Annotated in this window: 15 protein-coding genes and 1 tRNA gene; 10 read left to right on the top strand and 6 right to left on the bottom strand. The window is 65.3% G+C overall.

The window, feature by feature from the left end:
• Nucleotides 1-86: 86 nt before the first annotated feature.
• Nucleotides 87-722, top strand: a complete 636-nt coding sequence (locus tag GGR13_RS01155) for a DUF433 domain-containing protein (RefSeq protein ID WP_183211633.1) — start codon at nt 87-89, stop codon at nt 720-722.
• The gene (locus GGR13_RS16905) at nt 719-1117 is read left to right on the top strand and encodes a DUF5615 family PIN-like protein (protein ID WP_183211634.1); all 399 of its coding nucleotides are present in this window, start codon (nt 719-721) and stop codon (nt 1115-1117) included. The genes GGR13_RS01155 and GGR13_RS16905 overlap by 4 nt, the downstream gene beginning before the upstream one ends.
• Nucleotides 1118-1289: 172 nt before the next feature.
• On the opposite strand, the gene GGR13_RS01165 is transcribed toward GGR13_RS16905, so the two are convergent.
• On the bottom strand, nt 1290-1901 hold the full coding sequence (locus GGR13_RS01165; RefSeq protein ID WP_183211635.1) for a DUF4760 domain-containing protein: 612 nt from the start codon (nt 1899-1901) through the stop codon (nt 1290-1292).
• Nucleotides 1902-2537: 636 nt separating this feature from the next.
• Nucleotides 2538-3068: an SH3 domain-containing protein gene (locus GGR13_RS01170; RefSeq protein ID WP_221230368.1), complete on the bottom strand. Its 531-nt coding sequence runs from the start codon at nt 3066-3068 to the stop codon at nt 2538-2540.
• A gap of 102 nt (nt 3069-3170) precedes the next feature.
• Between GGR13_RS01170 and GGR13_RS01175 the strand changes: the two genes are divergently transcribed.
• From GGR13_RS01175 to dnaA, 3 genes are all read left to right on the top strand, one after another.
• Nucleotides 3171-4157, top strand: coding sequence for a 2-hydroxyacid dehydrogenase (locus tag GGR13_RS01175; protein ID WP_183211636.1), 987 nt, complete (start codon nt 3171-3173; stop codon nt 4155-4157).
• 115 nt (nt 4158-4272) lie between these two features.
• The gene (gene rpsT, locus GGR13_RS01180; RefSeq protein WP_183211637.1) at nt 4273-4542 is read left to right on the top strand and encodes a 30S ribosomal protein S20; all 270 of its coding nucleotides are present in this window, start codon (nt 4273-4275) and stop codon (nt 4540-4542) included.
• Between the two features lie 486 nt (nt 4543-5028).
• Nucleotides 5029-6435 (top strand): chromosomal replication initiator protein DnaA, encoded by a 1407-nt coding sequence (dnaA, locus tag GGR13_RS01185; RefSeq protein ID WP_246347673.1) that lies wholly within the window; start codon nt 5029-5031, stop codon nt 6433-6435.
• Nucleotides 6436-6456: 21 nt separating this feature from the next.
• On the opposite strand, the gene GGR13_RS01190 is transcribed toward dnaA, so the two are convergent.
• Both GGR13_RS01190 and GGR13_RS01195 read right to left on the bottom strand, forming a co-directional pair.
• A complete protein-coding gene (locus tag GGR13_RS01190) occupies nt 6457-8799 on the bottom strand; it encodes a PAS domain-containing sensor histidine kinase (protein WP_183212250.1) in 2343 nt (780 codons plus the stop codon).
• A 94-nt stretch (nt 8800-8893) separates the two neighbouring features.
• Nucleotides 8894-9769, bottom strand: a complete 876-nt coding sequence (locus GGR13_RS01195) for an isoaspartyl peptidase/L-asparaginase family protein (RefSeq protein ID WP_183211638.1) — start codon at nt 9767-9769, stop codon at nt 8894-8896.
• A 158-nt stretch (nt 9770-9927) separates the two neighbouring features.
• On the opposite strand from GGR13_RS01195, the gene GGR13_RS01200 reads away from it, so the two are divergent.
• Nucleotides 9928-10929 (top strand): NADPH:quinone oxidoreductase family protein, encoded by a 1002-nt coding sequence (locus tag GGR13_RS01200; RefSeq protein WP_183211639.1) that lies wholly within the window; start codon nt 9928-9930, stop codon nt 10927-10929.
• 10 nt (nt 10930-10939) lie between these two features.
• Here GGR13_RS01200 and GGR13_RS01205 read toward each other — a convergent pair whose 3' ends face one another.
• Nucleotides 10940-11350 (bottom strand): YkvA family protein, encoded by a 411-nt coding sequence (locus GGR13_RS01205; protein ID WP_183211640.1) that lies wholly within the window; start codon nt 11348-11350, stop codon nt 10940-10942.
• Between the two features lie 56 nt (nt 11351-11406).
• On the opposite strand from GGR13_RS01205, the gene GGR13_RS01210 reads away from it, so the two are divergent.
• Both GGR13_RS01210 and GGR13_RS01215 read left to right on the top strand, forming a co-directional pair.
• On the top strand, nt 11407-12189 hold the full coding sequence (locus tag GGR13_RS01210; RefSeq protein ID WP_183211641.1) for an SDR family NAD(P)-dependent oxidoreductase: 783 nt from the start codon (nt 11407-11409) through the stop codon (nt 12187-12189).
• A gap of 92 nt (nt 12190-12281) precedes the next feature.
• A tRNA-Gly gene (locus tag GGR13_RS01215) sits at nt 12282-12356 on the top strand.
• A 429-nt stretch (nt 12357-12785) separates the two neighbouring features.
• On the opposite strand, the gene GGR13_RS01220 is transcribed toward GGR13_RS01215, so the two are convergent.
• Nucleotides 12786-13907, bottom strand: a complete 1122-nt coding sequence (locus tag GGR13_RS01220; protein ID WP_183211642.1) for a phytase — start codon at nt 13905-13907, stop codon at nt 12786-12788.
• Between the two features lie 261 nt (nt 13908-14168).
• Between GGR13_RS01220 and GGR13_RS01225 the strand changes: the two genes are divergently transcribed.
• Both GGR13_RS01225 and lpdA read left to right on the top strand, forming a co-directional pair.
• Nucleotides 14169-16400 (top strand): TonB-dependent receptor plug domain-containing protein, encoded by a 2232-nt coding sequence (locus GGR13_RS01225; protein ID WP_183211643.1) that lies wholly within the window; start codon nt 14169-14171, stop codon nt 16398-16400.
• Nucleotides 16401-16579: 179 nt separating this feature from the next.
• Nucleotides 16580-17983 carry a dihydrolipoyl dehydrogenase gene (lpdA, locus tag GGR13_RS01230; protein ID WP_183211644.1) on the top strand — a complete coding sequence of 468 codons (1404 nt, stop codon included), beginning with the start codon at nt 16580-16582 and terminating at the stop codon, nt 17981-17983.
• Nucleotides 17984-18009 lie beyond the last annotated feature (26 nt).

Here is an 18009-nt window from a genome sequence, read left to right on the forward strand (position 1 = left end):
CAAAACGCCGTGAAACTGCGAAGCCAATTTACGGATTCTTGTGAAGATGATACGCTCATAACGAGCGCGCCGCTCAGGAAATGCTCTTGTCAAACGATGTCATTGCCGCCTTTACGCAGGAACAAGTTCAGAGCCTAACAGGCCTGACGACCGGACAGCTGCGCCATTGGGAGAAGATTGGTTTCTTCGTTCCCGGCCATGCTGCCGAAAGTGCCCGCAGCCCGTATTCGCGCATCTACAGCTTCAAAGACGTCGTGGGGCTCCGGACCATTGCGGTCCTTATGGGTAAGCACGGTGTTTCAATGCACCACCTGAAGAAGGTGGCTGAGAAGCTGAGCGCTTACAGCGCTGCACCATGGTCGGAAATCAAACTCAAAGTATGGAAAAGAGAAGTCCAGTTTGATGAGCCTGAAACTGGCCGCACCCGTGGAGTGGTGGATGGTCAGTATGTCCTGCTTGAGATCATTGATGTCATTGAGGACATGCGTAGAGACGCCGCAGCCATGCGGGAACGCAAGTCCGATCAAGTGGGCAAGATCGAGAAGCATCGTTACGTCAACCATAACCAAGCAGTCATCGCAGGAACCCGAATCTCGGTAGGCGCCATTCAGCGTCTTGCGGAAGACGGCTTCTCCCCTGACCAGATCATTGCAGAATATCCACGGCTGACCAAAGCGGACGTTAGCGCCGCCCTGAAGCACCAGACCGCCATGGCCGCGTGACTGCAAAGCAAAAGATCAGGTTCTTTCTAGATGAAGGCGTCACCCGCGCGGCGGCTAGGGTCTTTGAAGATGCTGGCCACGAAGTGATCATACTTCAGGAGGCGATCGTACCTGGCTCCCCAGATCCACTCGTGTGCGCTGCGGCGGAGTTAAACGAAGCTGTTCTCGTGGCGCACGATGGCGATATGCGCGCGCTAGCGTCACGCCGCGGAGTCAGCAATCGAAGGTTTCGCACATTGAGCCTGATCAAGCTTGATTGCCGCGAGTCCAAGGCACCCCAACGGCTTAAAGAAGCTATGTCGCTCATTGAGCACGAGTGGGCGGTTGGAAATGGTCCGCGCGACCGCAGGATTTTCTTGGTCATCGGAAACGAAGCCATGAGAACGCATAGGTGAATTATGAACCAGAGCGATAAGCCCCAAGCCGACAAGTTCCGCGATATGGCCCGCGAGCTAGAGGCTGACGAAGACCCTGCGCACTTTGAGCGGGTCGCGCGTCATATCGTTGATGCGCCGATCCCTCCGAAGGAAGCGAAGCCGACTCATAAGAGGGCCTAAGCTACGGTGACTATCGAATGCCAACCCACCAAAGGGCTTTAAACGGGCTTTGCTTTCCGCTGACCCAGCCATTCAGCTTTTCAAACTCCTGCCAGATCGTGGGCACCTTCGTACGATTGCGTAGGGCAATGACGAAGGGATGTGCGGCCGACCAAAATCGTATGATCGTCGATTTAGAAAAGCATTTTACCAAATCGTACTCGTAAATGCCCTGTTGGATGCCCACAGCGATTAGCTCGTAGTCGTTAAGGACGGCGATGATGGCTAGGGTTTCTTCCTTGCCGATGTTTTCCTCATCCGCCCACTTAGCGAGGTTCTGGTTGCCCCGGCTAAGTTCAATGAACTTTTGGACGGTAGCCTGGATTGAGGAATCGGCTCGGAGCGCAGCGATGTGCTGGATCGTGGTTTGCCGTCGAGTCAGCACTCGCTGGCTATACACACCCCATATGGCGATTAACGCCGCTGTGAGCGCAACAGCCGCACCCAAATAACCTATAAAGAGCGTGGCTTGCGGGTCGCTGCCACGCGATTGAACCAACGCGAAAGCGCCGCCCAGCAACCACCCGAACACCAGCCCGCCCGCACAGAGGACGACGGCAAAAATAAAGGCCCCCATTTTCATGGGGGCCAAGCTAGGCGACTTACAGTTGATTTAAAAGAGGATTAACCGAGGCCGCCCCAGCCCTCGGGGGCGAGTGAATTCTTAGCCATCTGATTGGGCCTCCTTCATCTAAATGAACCACCATCCGGCGGTCCAATGCGGAGCGGGGATATGCTCCTGACCATCATTAAACGCAAGCTTTTGTCTAAAGTTCACCTACGCTTTGGCTTCATACCTTGTCACTTTGCGATTAACGCCGCTTGAACAAGGCAATTGCCGAAGCGGATGATCATCATTGCCAGTCTTTTGGGTCAAGCGACGTTTCATTACAAATTGTACGCGCAAACCCGTAACGGTGGGAAGGCAAACCAAGCTCTGCGTCAAAGAAGACCCCGCCGCTCCGCGCGCTCGCATCGCTCAGTAATGCGTGGCCCTTGGATATGGGACTCGTTGATGCAGCGCTGCACCCGGTCTTTTGCAGCGAGGCTTGTGGACGCCCACCACGCCACTGCGCCCACCAGTGCGAGGCCGATGACCCCGGCCAAAAACAATCGAAACTGTGAGGCTGTCATTCCGAAAACATATCACCGACAACCAGATTTGGAAGCGGGTTTGTCAAAGACATAATGTCTATTATTTTTTACATCATGTCCGATTTTATTGTCTTGCGCGCGCAGTTCCCGCCGGACGGGCGGCATCGCACAGGGCCGTTGTCTGGGTGCCGAACAGGGTGCCCTCGCGGACCCAGCCGCGAAGCTTGTGCGCACGGACCCGGCACCAGCCGTCCTCGCATTCGTCCAGCGAGACGAGCGAGCGCGCCGAGAGCCTGGCCCGGACCGCGGAGGTTTCGGAACGCCCCGAATGGATCATCACCTCGGCCGTCGTGGTGTTGAAGACACTGCGGCGGCCCGACGCCACGCTGCGGTGGATCCAGGCGACCGCCCCTTCGGGATCGCAGATCTTGCGCCATTCGCGGGTCTCGGCGATCACCTGGACTGGCAGGCCCGAGGCGCGATACTCCCACAGGATCCGGTAATCCAGCCCCGGACCCTGGCGCGCGCGGACTTCCGACGACTTCAACGAGACCCAGCGCGGGACCTCGAGACCCGTCGGCGTCGGGCGGCCGTCCGGCATGGTCTGACCTGCGCCACTCATGACACCGAGGCCAAGAACGGCGATCAAGGGCATCACGCGACGTGACACTCTTTGGAAGGTGGCGACAGCTTTGCTAGACACCCGTATCGACCTGTCGAAGGGGCCTGTGACGGCCCGCTGATTTCAAGGCTCCCTATGTCGTCCCGCAAACTTAAGGTCGTGTTAACCAGACGCCTGCCGGACGCGGTCGAAACGCGCATGCGCGAGCTGTTCGATGCCGAGCTGAACCTGAAGGACATCCCGTTCGACCGGGCGGCCCTTGAAGCGGCGGTCCAGCGGGCCGACGTCCTGGTCCCGACCATCACCGACGAGATCGATGCCGGCCTGATCGCCGGGGCTGGTGACCAGCTGAAGATGATCGCCAATTTCGGGGCCGGGGTCGATCACATCGACATCGACGCCGCCGTGGGGCGCCAGATCATCGTCACCAATACACCCGGCGTCCTGACCGAGGACACCGCCGACCTGGGCATGGCGCTGATCCTCGCGGTCAGCCGCCGCATCGTCGAGGGGGCCCAGGTCGTCGCCGACGGTCAATTCGAGGGCTGGACGCCGACCTGGATGTGCGGACGCAAGCTGTGGGGCAAACGGCTGGGGATCGTCGGCATGGGCCGGATCGGCCAGGCGCTGGCCCGCCGCGCGCGCGCCTTTGGCCTGCAGGTGCACTACCATAACCGCAAGCCCGTCAGCCCCCGCATCGAGGAGGAGCTGGGCGCGACCTACTGGGACGACCTGGACCAGATGCTGGCCCGGATGGACATCGTCTCGCTGAACTGCCCGGCGACCCGGGAGACCCATCATCTGCTGTCGGCCGAACGGCTGGCCCGCATGCCGTCCCATGCGATCCTGATCAATACGGCGCGGGGCGAGCTGATCGACGAGGCGGCCCTGTCCGACGTCGTCGCGCGACGGATGCTGTCGGGCGTCGGGCTGGATGTGTTCGAGAACGAGCCGGCGATCCATCCCGGCCTGCTGGGCCATCCGAACGTCGTGCTGCTGCCGCATCTGGGATCGGCGACCCTCGAGGCGCGTCAGGACATGGGCGACCGGGTCATTCTGAATGTCATGACGCACCAGAACGGGCACCGTCCACCGGACCGGGTCATCCCTGCTATGTTGTAGGTGGGCGCGGACTCGCGTTGACCCCCCGGAGGCTTTCAGTTATAGCCGCCCGCTCTTGAAGATTTCCGCGCCGTGGACGTGTGCTCCGCGGCGTTTTCTGTTCGAAAGAATAACGATGGCCAACAACCCCGGCGCCCGCAAGGCGATCCGCAAGATCGAAGCTCGCACCGAAGTGAACAAGGCGCGCCGCACGCGTGTCCGTACTTTCCTGCGCAAGTTCCAGGAAGCCGTGAGCGGCGGCGACGCCGCTGCCGCCAAGGCCTCCTTCGTCGAGGCTCAGTCCGAAGTGATGCGCGCCGTTTCCAAGGGCGTGGTTCACAAGAATACGGGCTCGCGAAAAGTGTCTCGGCTGGCCGCACAACTTAAGAAAATGTCGGCCGCCTAAGCCTTCGTTTTTACGGCTCGTCACAGGGCCGTCATCTGAAAAATCAGTGTTATCAACGCCGAGGAAGCGACTGCTCCCTCGGCGTTTCGTCGTGTCCGGATAAGTTGTTGTCGACCCATCCGCACCCGCCCGGGTGACGAAAGGGCCGTTTTTCCAAGCCCTGTTTGGCCTTAGCGGAGTCAAACAATTTAACTGCAATTCGACTCGCGAATCAGCGTTGACCCCTGCGTCGCGCGGCGTAAGTTTTGGCCTCTAACGCACTTCCATCCCCACACGGATGAAGACGGCGTGAAAGCGATTTCACGCTGGCGGGAGTAGTCTGATCCAGAGGTCGAACCCGCCCGTAAAGCGTCAGCTCTACGGGAGAGGAGAACGCGTCCCCGGTTCAGGCGACTCCCTGTGTGACCCTGCGCCGGTTGTCGCGGGGGAATGGTAACAACGATGATGGCGAGTAGTGGAGCGATGGGGGGAGCGGCCTTGACGAATATGACGGACCCGGACCGGATCTGGACCGAGGCCGCTGGCAAGCTTCGCGCCGAAATCGGCGAGGGGCCCTTCAGCTCCTATATCGCGCCGTCCGCCGTCCGTGCCGAAGCTGGCGGACAGCTGATCCTCGTCACACCGACCGCCTATGCCCGTGACTGGGTTCGCAAGAACGCCCTGCGCCGCATGAATGAACTCTGGCTGGGTCTCGACGGCCTGTCGCGCAAGCTGGAAGTCCGCTGCCGCGCCGAGGTTGGCTCGCCGGCTCCGGCCATGGCCCAGCTCAGCCCGGCCAATGACATGTCCGTCCTGGCCACGGCCCCGACGGCGACCGTGGGACCCGTGACCGATGGCCCGCGTGCCGTCCGGGCCGCCGGCCTGCAGGAGCGCCTGACCTTCGACAGCTTCGTCGAGGGTCAGGGCAATGCCTTCGCCCTTGCCATCGCCCGCCAGACCGCCGCCTGGGCCGATGGCCACTTCAACCCGATCTTCTTCTGTGGCCCCTATGGCTACGGCAAGACCCACCTGCTGAACGCCATCGCCTGGGAAGCCCAGCGGCTGCGCCCGGACGCCAAGGTCGTCTATCTGACCGCCGAACGGTTCCTGTCGACCTTCGTGCGCGCCATGCAGGACCGCTCGACTGCGGCCTTCAAGGAAAGCCTGCGCTCGGCCGACATGCTGCTGCTGGACGACGTCCAGTTCGTCGGCGGCAAGGCCAGTACCCAGGAAGAGCTGCTGTCGACCCTGACGGCCCTGATCGAGGACGGCAAACGGATCGTGCTGTCGGCCGATCGCGCCCCGATGGCCCTGACCGAAATCGAGCCTCGTCTGCGCAGCCACCTGTCGGCAGGCCTGACCTGCCCGGTGGAGCCGGCAGACCGGATGCTCAAGATCGCCGTGGCCCAGAACAGGCTGCAGGCCCTGGCCCGGCTGGGCGTCGTGTCTGGCGAGGCCAATCCGGCCGTGCTGGAACAGCTGGTCGATCGCACGCCGGGATCGGTGCGCGAGCTCGAAGGGGCCGTCAACACCCTGGCAGCGGCGGCGGGTCAGCGCCTGTCGTCGGTGACGCTCGAGGAGGCCCAGGGCCTCCTGGGGGCCTCGATCCGTTCGGGTCCCGATCGCCGCATCACGGTGGACGAGATCCAGAAGACCACGTCCGAGCATTTCGCCATGAAACAGGTCGACCTGCTCAGCGAGCGTCGCACGCGTGCCGTCGCGCGCCCGCGCCAGATCGCGATGTATCTGTGCAAGCAGCTGACGACCCGCTCCTATCCGGACATCGGTCGGCGGTTCGGGGGTCGCGATCACACCACCGTCCTGCACGGTGTGCGCAAGATCGAGGAACTGCTGGCCACGGACGAGCAGATCGCCAAGGACGTCGAGGCCCTGATCCGCAAGCTGCGGGGCTGACCGACGGGCGACGGACCGGTCTCAGGCCGTCGCCTTCAGCCCCAGCTCCGGAGCAACGGCACGACCGACCGCCTCGACCGGCAGATGCAGGATGAAGGCCGCACCCTTGCCGGGTTCGCTCTCGACCTCGGCCCAGCCGCCATGAAGTTCGACCAGCGCCTTGACCAGGGCCAGGCCCACACCGGGACCGCCTCGGTCACGCCGCACGAAGCGATCGAAGACATGGGCCTGCAGATGATAGGGAATGCCGCGGCCGGTATCCTCGACCCGCACACGCACTTCCGAGGCCGTGGCGACCGCGATCAGCCGGACCTCGCCGCCGTCTGATACGGCGCGGGTGGCATTCTCCAGCAGGTGATCGATCGCCTGGGTCACGCGACGCGGATCGGCGCGGATGGTCGGCAGGGTCTTGGGACACGCCGCCTTCAGAACCGCACCCCGCCCTTCGACCCTGGGCCGGAACCGCTCGACTGCGTCGGCGAAGACATCGCGCATGCGCACATCCTCGAGACTGAGCTCCATCTCGCCGGCATCGATCTGGGCCATGTCCAGCACGTCGTCGATCGACCGCGCCAGCTGGCTGGCTGCCGTCCGGATCGCCCCGGCATGCTGGCGACCGCGCTCGTTCAGATCGCCCATGACCTCCAGCAGTTCCGAATAGCCGACGATGGTCGTCAGGGGCGTGCGGAGCTCGTAGGAGACGCTGCCGACGAACTCGCGCTTCAGGGCCTGGCTTTCCTCAAGCGCCGTCTCGCGCTGGGCCAGCGCCTGCTCCAGCTCGCGCCGGGCCGTGACGTCTGAGAAGGCCACCAGGGTCGCCCCGTCCGGCAGGGGCCGGGTCTGCCACGCGGCCACGCGGCCATCGGTCGTGCGGCCCTCGCCCGAGACCGCGATCCGGCTTTCGGGGTCAGGGTCGGCCACTCGGGCCTTGAGCCCCAGCCACAGACCGGGATCCGGCAGCACGGACTTGCACAGCTCGGCCACGGCATCGAAATCCTCGGCCTCGACCAGCCGGTCGCTCGACAGGCTCCAGAAGGTCTCGAACGCCTCGTTGTGCAGCCTCAGCCGTCCGTCGGACCCGAACACGGCCACGGCGTCGTTCAGCTTGTCGAGGGTCGCGGTCTGGACCTGGATCTGGGCATTGTAGCGGCTGCGCAGCTGCATCTCGTTGGTCATGTCCGAGAACAGCAACAGGATCCCGCCCAGCGGGTGCGGCTGGCGCACGACCCTCAGGGTCCGGCCATCGGGCAGGGACCAGCTGTCATCCGGCGCAGCCTCGGAGGCCCCGTAAAACTCCAGTTCCCGAGCCTTCCAGCCGGCGTAGTCGATGACCTCGGGCAGCTGGCGCTTCTGGCGCAGCCGATCCAGCAGCTCGGCATGGGTCGGGCGTTCGTCCAGCCAGGCCGGGTCGATGTTGAACAGGGCCTGGAAGGCGGTGTTGTGGAAAGCCAGCCGCTTGGCCGGTCCAAAGATCGCCACGGCATCAGCCAGGTGGTTCAGGGTCTCGTCGTGGGCCTCGACGTGACGACGCAGGGTGTCGCGCGTCTCCTCGGCCTCGGTCATGTCGATGGCAAAGGTCAGGACGGCCCCGCCGCCGCCGATCAGCGGCTCGGCAACGATCTTCCACGCCCGCCGGCGGCCCTCGCCCGCTGTCCAGCGGAAGCCCTCCTGGCGAATGCCCAGCCGCCCGGCCTCACCGACCATCTGGTCCGCCCCGCGGTCGAAGCTCATGTTCGCGGCCTTGGCCTCGTCCAGGGTCGTGGCCTTGACCTCGGCCAGCCAGGCGCGGTTGGCCCAGACCAGTTCGCCCGTCGCATCGGTCACCCATGTGGGAGACGGCGACGTATCGGCCAGGACGCCCAGCCCCGCATCCACGACCCGGGCCGAGGCCTTGAGCGGGGCCAGCCGGATCCACGCGGCGGCGCCGACCGACCGTCCCTCAACCGACCAGGCGCCGGCCGCCGTCTCGATCCGCAGATCGCAGGGCTCTCCCGTATGCGCCAGGGCATCCAGGCTGGGCCCGTGCAGGGTGCGGATGGACTGGACCAGGGCTTCGGCGTCGCTGACGTCGAGATCGCTGATGCCGGTGTGCGTCAGGGCTGTCCGGGCGACCATTACGGCATGCGGTGCCCCCAGCAGGGTCAGGGCCTGACCGTCCGGCCCCAGCGCGATGCGCACGTCATCGAACGCCCCCAGAGCCCCGTCGCGGTCGGCCAGAAGCGCCGCCGTGGTGGTCGCCTCGCGCTCGAGCGCCTCCTCGCGTGCCGACAGTCGATTGCGGAAACGCCATGCCCAGGCGCTGACCGATAGGGCCAGTCCCGCCGCTCCCGCAGCTGCTACATAGGCGATGTCGGCCTCAGCCATGCCGTCCAGACCCGAAACCCCTGATTCGGTAACCATACCCCATGCGGGGACTCTGGCGACAGACCCCGTGGCCGGATCGCCAGAGACGGGGAATTCAGTGGTCGAAGATCTCGACCCCGACCTGACCCTCGGTCGTCAGCCAGGCACGTTTCATGCCCTGGCTGTTGAACGGGTGCGCGATCCGGCCGCCGGCATCGAGGGCGATCAGCCCCCCGTCCCCACCCATGGCCCCGATCTCCGCGATCACGGCGGCCGTGGCCTCGGCCAGCGACTGTCCCGATGCCACGCGCCAGCCGACCTGGGCGCAGGCGGCGATGCGGATGAAATACTCCCCCTGCCCCGTGCCTGACACCGCGACATGGCTGTCGGCCCAGGTCCCGGCCGCGGGGATCGGCGTGTCACCGACGCGCCCCGGCATCTTGCCGAAGACCCCGGCCGTCGACGTCGCGGCGGCCAGCCGTCCCTGATCGTCCAGCACACAGCAGCCCACGGTGCCATGAGCCAGCGTCCCCGGCGGATGGTTGTCCTCGCCCTGCCCCGCCCGCGTGAACCAGTCCGGCTCGTCGCCGATCGGCTCCATGGCCTGGTCATGGGCAAACAGCGCAGCCCCCTCGCCCACGATCATGACGTGCGGCGTCCGGTCCATCACGGCGCGGGCGACCCGGATCGGGCTCTTGAACCCCTGCAGGGCGGCCACCGCCCCCGCCCGCCGCGTCGCCCCGTCCATCAGGCTGGCGTCCAGTTCATAGGCCCCGGCCAGATTGGGCGAGGCCCCCCGGCCGGCCACATACAGGCCCGAGGCCTCCAGCAGGGCCACGGCCTCGACCGCGACATCCAGCGCCGGTGCCCCGTCCGACAGCCGAGCCTGCATCGCCTCGACCACCTCGCGCATGTGCACGGTCTCGGCGTCATAGTTCCGCTCGCGCCGGGCACCGGCTCCGCCGTGTAGTATGAGGGCGGGTGCGGGCATCGGGCGTCTCCGGAGATCGGCCCTTTCATTCGGGCCGTCCGCTGATTAGCGTCTGGACGTCACAAGACCAACCCGGACGCCCGGTCCGACCGACACCTTTTCAAGGGTCCGGGCGCGCGCCATGCCGTGCCGGGCCTGATCGTTTCGAGGAGATCCCAATGCGCGCAGTCCTGTCCACCGTCGTCGGCGGCCCCGAGACCCTGGTGGTCGAGACCATCGCCGATCCCACGCCGATGAAGGGCGAGGTGGTCATCGACGTTCGCGCGGTCGGCATCAACTTCCCCGACACCCTGATCATCGAGGACAGGTACCAGTTCAAGCCCGCGCGTCCGTTCTCGCCCGGTGCCGAGGTCGCCGGCGTGGTCGAGGCCATCGGCGAGGGTGTGAAGGGCATTCACAAGGGTGACCGGGTCATCGCCGTGCCCGGCTGGGGCGGTCTGGTCGAGCGTCTGGCCGTGCCTGCAAGCTCGGTCATCAAGATGCCCGACGCCATGTCCTTCGAGGAAGGCGCCGCGCTGATCATGACCTATGGCACCAGCTATTATGCGCTCAAGGACCGCGCCAGCCTGCAGCCCGGCGAACGGCTGCTGGTCCTGGGGGCTGCGGGCGGCGTGGGCTCGGCCGCGGTCGAACTCGGCAAGGCCATGGGGGCCTCGGTCACGGCCGTCGCCTCGACCCACGACAAGGTCCAGTTCGCGCTGGAACTGGGGGCCGACAACGGCCTGATCTATCCGTCCGGCGCCATGGACAAGGCGGCCCAGAAGGAACTGTCCGGCGAGCTGAAGCTGGCCTCGGGTCGCGATGGCCCGGACGTGGTCTATGACGCGGTCGGCGGCGACTATGCCGAGCCGGCCCTGCGGTCGATGGACTGGTACGGTCGCTATCTGGTGGTCGGCTTCCCGGCGGGCATACCCTCTTTCCCGCTGAATCTAACGCTGCTGAAGTCGGTTCAGGTGATCGGGGTGTTCTGGGGCGCCGCCGTTGCGCGCGATCCGGCCGGGCACGCCGCCAACATGGCCGACCTGCTGCGGTTCTGGAGCGAGGGCAAGATCAAGCCGCGCGTTTCTCAGACCTTCCCGCTCGAACGGGCCCATGAGGCCATCAAGGCCCTGGGCGACCGCTCGGCAGTGGGCAAGGTCGTCGTGACCGTCACCGACTGACGCCGACGACCTAGGCGTCGCGCAGTCGCTCCAGCGTCTTCTGTGCGGCATCCTGATGCCGTTTGCGGATGTTGGCGCTCAGCGTCGCGATCACGGCCGTGATGACCGCTGCATCGTCCGTAAAGCCGATGCCCGCCAGAACGTCGGGGATCGCGTCGAAGGGCATGACGAAATAGGCCAGCGCGCCCATCATGATGCCCTTCGCCGCCATCGGCGTCTCGGGGTCACGGGCCGCGAAATAGACGCTGACCACCTGTTTGGCGAAGGGGATGCGGGCGGCGACGCGACCGATCTTGGGCCAGAAGGCCGTGTTCACGCGCATCTCGTTGACCCGCATCACCGAAGGCACCAGCGCCTTGGAGGGATCGATCGCATCCTCGGGGGTGATCGTGTCGTTCGAAGGTTTGGCTTTGGAGCTCATGGCGGCTAAATCCCGGCAACGAACAGAAGTTCATTTCATACATAGGGACGAAGCGCATGAAACTCGACAGCTCGATGGCCGCAGTTGTGACAGGGGGGGCTTCGGGCCTGGGCGAGGGCACGGCGCGAGCGATCGCGGCAACGGGCGCCAGGGTGGCTCTGTTCGACATGAATGCCGAAAAGGGCGAGGCCATCGCGGCCGAGATCGGCGGCATCTTCTGCAAGGTCGACGTCACCTCGGACGAGGAAGTCGCCGCCGCCTTCGCCAAGGCGCGCGCCGCCCACGGCCAGGAGCGGCTGACGGTCAACTGTGCCGGCATCGCCTCGGGCCAGAAGACGGTATCGCGCAAGAAGGACACCGGTGAGGTCCGCGCCCATGACATGGCGACCTTCGAACGCACCGTCCGCATCAACCTGTTCGGCACCTTCCGGGTGCTCAGCCAGTCGGCGCTGGGCATGGTCGGGCTGGAGCCCCTGGAAGACGGCGAGCGCGGCCTGATCGTCAACACCGCCTCGGTCGCCGCACAGGACGGCCAGATCGGCCAGGCGGCCTATTCGGCGTCCAAGGGCGGCGTCTATGCCATGACCCTGCCGATCGCCCGCGACCTGGCCCAGGAGGGCATCCGCGTGAACACCATCCTTCCAGGCATCATGTGGACCCCGATGATGGCCGGCATGGACCAGAAGATCCAGGACGCCCTGGCCGCCGCCATCCCCTTCCCCAGCCGCCTCGGCAAGCCTTCGGACTATGCCAGCCTGGTTCTCGAACTGGCCCGCAACGTCTACATAAATGGCGAATGCATCCGGCTGGACGGCGCGATCCGGCTCGCGCCGCGCTAAATCGAAAGAAGGGGCTTGCGAGGGGGCGGGCGCGTCCGCTATACGCCCGCCTCTCGACGAGACGGATCGCCCAGCGGGGCCCGTCGCGGAGTGCGGGCGTAGCTCAGTGGTAGAGCACAACCTTGCCAAGGTTGGGGTCGAGAGTTCGAATCTCTTCGCCCGCTCCAGTCGAGACCTTCTTGCATAGAACGCTATAGTTTCTTGCGCAGTGGCGCTCTCTTGAAGCGCGCGTCTGCGTCTGCGGGCGGCGTGAATTTGCCAAGGTTGGGGTCGAGAGTTCGAATTTCTTCGCCCGCTCCAGTCGAGATAGCCAAGGCTGTCAGAAGTGACCCGAGGGGCGCCCGTCGTGCCCGCCTCCTTCGCATTCCGCTGCCGCAGTGCTGCATTGCCGACGCATCGGACGCTGCCCTGACTCGGTCTCTTTTAGAGGCTGGTCCGGACAAGATCCGCGCAATGACCTGCGCGGCGATTGATTGGGTTGGCAAGAGGCCGGCCTGCGCAGCCATCAAATAGCGCAGCTGGCCGGCCGATCTCTCCGCTGAGCCCTTGAGCGCAGGCCACTAGCCGCAGCCCGCCGCGCTTCATGCGCGGCTGCCTCAGAGCCCGAGCGCTGTCTTGATCGCCCGCCAGTCAATGTATTTGAAATTCTGGGTGCCGACGTCGTTGATGTCGTCCTGGATCACGACCAGGCCCTCCGGAAAGGCTGCTCCGACAGGGCCACTCAAGGCATGCAGGCCGTCGGTCCCGGTGATGCCATCCACGGCACCTTCGGTGACCACGAAGCGCCCCACCCAGACCGGCGCGGTGCCATCCACGCGCCAGACCGGGAAGGTCGAGTCGCCCTGGCTGGAAGCGATCAGGTAGCGGGCCGGGCCGTCGGTGATGATGGCCAGGCCTTCCAGATCGGCGACGATCCGGTCGGGCGCGATCGGCTGGATCAGGGTGCGGGCCGCGCCGGTTGCGGGATCGAGGCCATAGCGCCACAGGCCGACGTTTTCCTCGCCGATATACAGGGCGTTGGTCGCAGGATCGGCGACGCAGCCTTCCGAGATCGTGCCGATGTCGAAGCGGCGCAGTTCGCGCGTGACCGGCTTGCCGTCCGCACCGGCATCCAGGGTGAACTGGCGGACCTCGCCCTCGTGACCGACCATGATGGCGTGCAGCTGGGTGCCGACCTGCGCAAAGCAGAAGCCATAGGGCTCGACCACATCGGTCGGGACATGGCCCCAAAGGCGGACGCCATTGTCACTGGCGGTATTGGCAGGGTCATAGAGGAACAGGGTCACGCCGGTTGTCGTCGGCGAGCGGTCGCTGGCCCCGAGCACCACCATGGACTTGCCGCCGACGCTGAGGCCCTCGGCCACATCGACATTGTTCAGCAGGCCCTGGGGCAGGAACTGCAGGATCGATCCGTCGAGACCGTAGATATAGAGGCCAGCCTTCTTGTCCGTACCGGCGACGAAGCCGGGTGTGGAGACGCCCTGGACCATCACGGGCGCGCCTTTGGAGGCCCAGATCGCTGGATCATCGGCCGCGTCCTGACCGGCGGTGCCGACCGAGGGGGTTTCCAGGGTCGCCTGTACGGGCGCGCCGGAACCGATGAAGCCTTCGCCTTCGCCCTGAAAATCGACCTCGGTCGTGGTGCAGGCAGCAAGGGTGAGAGCCGAAATCAGTGACAAGAATGAAACACTGATATGCGATCCGGTACGGACGGTCATGGCGGGGGTCCCCTGGCTGTCATTGCGGGCTGATGCGCGGGCCCAGACCATGTGCAGCCCCGCCGGTCAAGCCGGGATTGGCTGCTCGGTGAACGGCGATCAACATGATTGATCCGAACCGGGAGCGAACGTCACGAAACCGTCTATCGTTCGCAGAATCTCGGTCGCAGAACCGTCGTCGATGCTTGACCCTTACGGTCTAGCTACCGCCCCCAGCGGGCTGTGCGCCGGGGCGCGTGCCCAAACCTGTTGGGGATCGACATGAAACGTACAGCTCTTCTGCTGGGGGCGGCGCTTGCGCCTCTGGCCTTCTCGGGCGTGGCCCAGGCGCAATCGAGCGCCGTCCAGCCCGAGCCGGAAACCTCGGTCGAGGAGGTGATCGTCACGGGTCGCCCGGTGTTCCGGAACCGCACCGAGGACACCGTCCCGACCCTGTCCTATGACCTGGAATATTTCCAGCGGTTCGAGCCACTGACCGTCGGCGATGCGCTGAAGCGCGTGCCCAGCGTCACCTTCCTGTCGGACGTGCTGGAATCGGATGGGGTCCGGCTGCGCGGTCTCGATCCGGGCTACAGCCAGATCCTGATCAATGGCGAGCGCGTGCCCGGTGGTGGCGTGGACCGTTCGTTCTTCGTCGACCGCATTCCGGCCGAGCTGATCGAGCGGGTCGAGGTTGTGCGGGCATCGTCGGCCAACCGGTCCGGGGATGCAGTCGCCGGGGCCATCAACATCGTCCTGCGCGACGCCTACACGCTCGACGGCGGCTATGTCCGCCTCGGCGGCATCCTGTTCCCCGGCAACGAGCTGGGCGGCACCTATGGTGCGGTCTACGGCGGCCAGGTCGGCCCGGGCCGCCTGCTGATCGGCACCAGCATCCAGGACCGGATCAACCCCAAGGACAAGTTCAGCGCCCGCTACGCCCGGCCGAACGGCCCGCTGGTGAACACCGAGGTCCAGACCGACGTCCGTGACAGCACCGACTACTCCTTCAACGCGGCCTATGAGGTCGAGGTCGGCGGCGGCAAGCTGGACCTGTCAGGTGTATTCGTCCGGACCGAGCGTCTCCAGGATGAGGACTCGCTGGAATACCGCAACGGCATCCGCACCGAGGCGAACCTGCTGACGGTCAACGACAACGACGTCGACATCGAGACCGACAACCTGGCCCTGCGGGCCCGCTACGAGCGCGACATGTTCGGCGGCGAGACGCGCTTCAAGCTCGGCTACGCAAGCTTCGACGACCAGCAGTCCGAGTTCGAGAACGAGGCCGAATATCTGCGCGACGCCATCCCCTTCCCCGAGGAAGACCGGTTCACCGCGGATTTCGTGATCACGGACCTGCTGGACGAGGAACTGTCCGGAGCCATCGAGCACACCCGCCCGCTGACCGACTCCATCGATCTGGAGTTCGGCGTTCAGGCGATCCGGAAGGACCGCGAGTCGATCACCGACGAGGCTGCCCGCGTCCGCTCCACCGTGCCGAACGCCCCCGCGCCGCGCCCGGTCCAGCCGCCCTTCGTCTTCGCCCGGAGCGTCTACACGATCGAGGAAACTCGCATCGATCCCTATGTCATGCTGTCCGGCGAACAGGGCGCCCTGAAGTGGGAAGCCGGTCTTCGCTATGAGACCACCGATGCCACCATTGCTGGTTTCGACACCGATTATGCCGAGCTCCTGCCATCGGCCAGCCTGCGCTATTCGCTGTCGGAGCGGGATCGCCTGACCCTGTGGGCCGGCCGGACCATCCGCCGTCCGGACTTCGACGATCTGGCGCCGGGCGTGCTGGAAGAAGAGCGTGGCGACAACGACTTCCGTGGCAACCCCTTCCTCAAGCCTGAGCTGGCCTGGGGCATCGACGCAGGGTTCGAGCGTCGTCTGGGTCGCAGCGGCGTGGTCGGCATCAACGCCTTCTACCGCGACATCACCGACCTGAGCGAGGACGTGAACACCGGCGTCCAGGGCAGCGGCGGAGCCGGCACCTTCATCGAGTCGATCGACAACGTCGGCGACGGCCAGGTCTACGGCGTCGAGTTCGACCTCTCGACCCCGCTGGACTTCATCGGCTTCGACAAGACCGGCGTGTTCGTGAACGTCTCGCTGCTGGACAGCACGGTCGAGGATGCCCTGGGCGAGCGCCGCTTCAACGACCAGTCGAATTTCGTCTACAACTTTGGCTTCACCCACGACATCCCCAGCTGGCAGGCCGCCTTCGGCGCGACCTATCGCAAACAGGGCGATGCCTTCGGCCGCGTCTTCGCCGAGGAAGTCGAGACCCGTTACGGCGCCGATCTGGAAATCTTTATCGAGAAGCAGCTGACCTCGAACGCGGTCCTGCGCTTCACCGGGTCCAACCTGCTCGACACCAAAAAGGAAGAGGTCTTCGACAAGTTCGCCGATCAGGACGCACAGATTTCCCGCACCTACGACGAGTACGAGCTGGAGACCGAAGAGGCCAACCCGGTCTACCAGGTGGTCCTGCGCGTCGCCTTCTGATCAACCCGATCACGCGAGACGATTTCAGGGGGGCGGGTCGAAAGGCCCGCCCCCTTCTTTCGTCGAGGCTGCATCCTGGCCTCCGAGCCCCTATATCGCAGTCACGCGGTTGACCCCGGCGGGACGGGCGCTAGTTATCGCGCGCGCTCCCCCGCGCCGTTCGAGCAGAGAGACTGACCATGGCCGAAGCCGCATCCTATGACGTCGTCATCATCGGCGGCGGACCCGGTGGCTACAATGCCGCCATCCGGGCTGGCCAGCTGGGCCTGACGGTCGCCTGTATCGAGATGCGCGAGACCTTGGGCGGCACCTGCCTGAACGTCGGCTGCATGCCCTCAAAGGCCTTGCTGCATGCCTCCGAGATGTTCGAGGCCGCGAACGGCGAATTCGCCAAGATCGGCATCGAGGTCACGCCGAAACTGAACCTGCCGGTCATGATGGCCCAGAAATCCGAGAGCGTGACCGCCCTGACCAAGGGCATCGAATTTCTGTTCAAGAAGAACAAGGTCACCTGGATCAAGGGCCGCGGCCGCATCACCGGCCCTGGCGCGGTCGAGGTCGAAGCAGCGGACGGCAGCACGACGGCGCTGACGGCAAAGGACATCGTCATCGCCACGGGCTCGGAACCCACCCCCCTGCCCGGCGTCGAATTCGTGCCGGGCAAGGTGGTCGACTCCACCGGGGCCCTTTCGCTATCGGCGGTGCCGAAGAAGCTTATCGTCGTCGGGGCCGGGATCATCGGGCTGGAGCTGGGCTCGGTCTGGCGTCGTCTGGGGGCCGAGGTGACCGTGGTCGAATATCTGCCGCGCATCACGCCCGGCATGGACTCCGATCTGGCCACCGCCTTCCAGCGGGTCCTGACCAAACAGGGCATGACCTTCAAGCTGGGCTCCAAGGTCACCGGATCGAAGGTGGTCAAGGACGGCGTCGAACTGACCATCGAGCCCGCTGCCGGCGGGGCTGCCGAGACCTTGACCGGTGATGTGGTCCTGGTGGCCATCGGCCGTCGCCCCTACACGGCCGGGCTGGGCCTCGAGACCGTCGGGGTCGAGACCGACAAGCGCGGCGTCATCGTCGGCGATCACTTCAAGGTCGCCCCGGGCGTCTGGGTGATCGGCGACGTCACGACCGGCCCGATGCTGGCCCACAAGGCCGAGGAAGACGCCGTCGCCGCCATCGAGCTGATCGCCGGCAAGGCGGGTCACGTCGACTACAATCTGGTGCCCAGCGTGGTCTACACCTTCCCCGAAGTGGCCTGGGTCGGCCAGACCGAGGACCAGCTGAAGGCGTCCGGCGTCGCCTACAAGTCGGGCAAATTCCCCTTCAGCGCCAACAGCCGCGCCAAGATCAATCACGAGACCGACGGCTATGCCAAGGTCCTGGCCGACGCCACCACCGACCGGATCCTGGGGGTCCACATCATGGGTCCGCAGGCGGGCGAGATGATCGGCGAGGCCTGTGTGGCCATGGCCTTCGGCGGGGCCTCGGAAGACCTGGCCCGCACCAGCCACGCCCACCCGACCCGCTCGGAGGCGGTCAAACAGGCGGCCATGGGCGTCGAGGGCTGGACCATGCAGGCCTGATCCGGGACGCGCCGGGTTCAATCCTG

The sequence above is a fragment of the Brevundimonas variabilis genome (assembly GCF_014199945.1).
GTDB lineage: Bacteria > Pseudomonadota > Alphaproteobacteria > Caulobacterales > Caulobacteraceae > Brevundimonas > Brevundimonas variabilis.

Bases quoted from the DNA above. Each gene is read 5' to 3' on its own strand.
- lpdA (WP_183211644.1), top strand. From the start codon at position 16,580: ATGGCCGAAGCCGCATCCTATGACGTCGTCATCATCGGCGGCGGACCC.
- dnaA (WP_246347673.1), top strand. From the start codon at position 5,029: ATGACGGACCCGGACCGGATCTGGACCGAGGCCGCTGGCAAGCTTCGC.
- GGR13_RS01225 (WP_183211643.1), top strand. From the start codon at position 14,169: ATGAAACGTACAGCTCTTCTGCTGGGGGCGGCGCTTGCGCCTCTGGCC.
- GGR13_RS01190 (WP_183212250.1), bottom strand. From the start codon at position 8,799: ATGGCTGAGGCCGACATCGCCTATGTAGCAGCTGCGGGAGCGGCGGGA.
- GGR13_RS01200 (WP_183211639.1), top strand. From the start codon at position 9,928: ATGCGCGCAGTCCTGTCCACCGTCGTCGGCGGCCCCGAGACCCTGGTG.
- GGR13_RS01205 (WP_183211640.1), bottom strand. From the start codon at position 11,350: ATGAGCTCCAAAGCCAAACCTTCGAACGACACGATCACCCCCGAGGAT.
- GGR13_RS01210 (WP_183211641.1), top strand. From the start codon at position 11,407: ATGAAACTCGACAGCTCGATGGCCGCAGTTGTGACAGGGGGGGCTTCG.
- GGR13_RS01175 (WP_183211636.1), top strand. From the start codon at position 3,171: ATGTCGTCCCGCAAACTTAAGGTCGTGTTAACCAGACGCCTGCCGGAC.
- GGR13_RS01170 (WP_221230368.1), bottom strand. From the start codon at position 3,068: ATGCCCTTGATCGCCGTTCTTGGCCTCGGTGTCATGAGTGGCGCAGGT.
- GGR13_RS01195 (WP_183211638.1), bottom strand. From the start codon at position 9,769: ATGCCCGCACCCGCCCTCATACTACACGGCGGAGCCGGTGCCCGGCGC.
- GGR13_RS01220 (WP_183211642.1), bottom strand. From the start codon at position 13,907: ATGACCGTCCGTACCGGATCGCATATCAGTGTTTCATTCTTGTCACTG.
- rpsT (WP_183211637.1), top strand. From the start codon at position 4,273: ATGGCCAACAACCCCGGCGCCCGCAAGGCGATCCGCAAGATCGAAGCT.
- GGR13_RS01165 (WP_183211635.1), bottom strand. From the start codon at position 1,901: ATGAAAATGGGGGCCTTTATTTTTGCCGTCGTCCTCTGTGCGGGCGGG.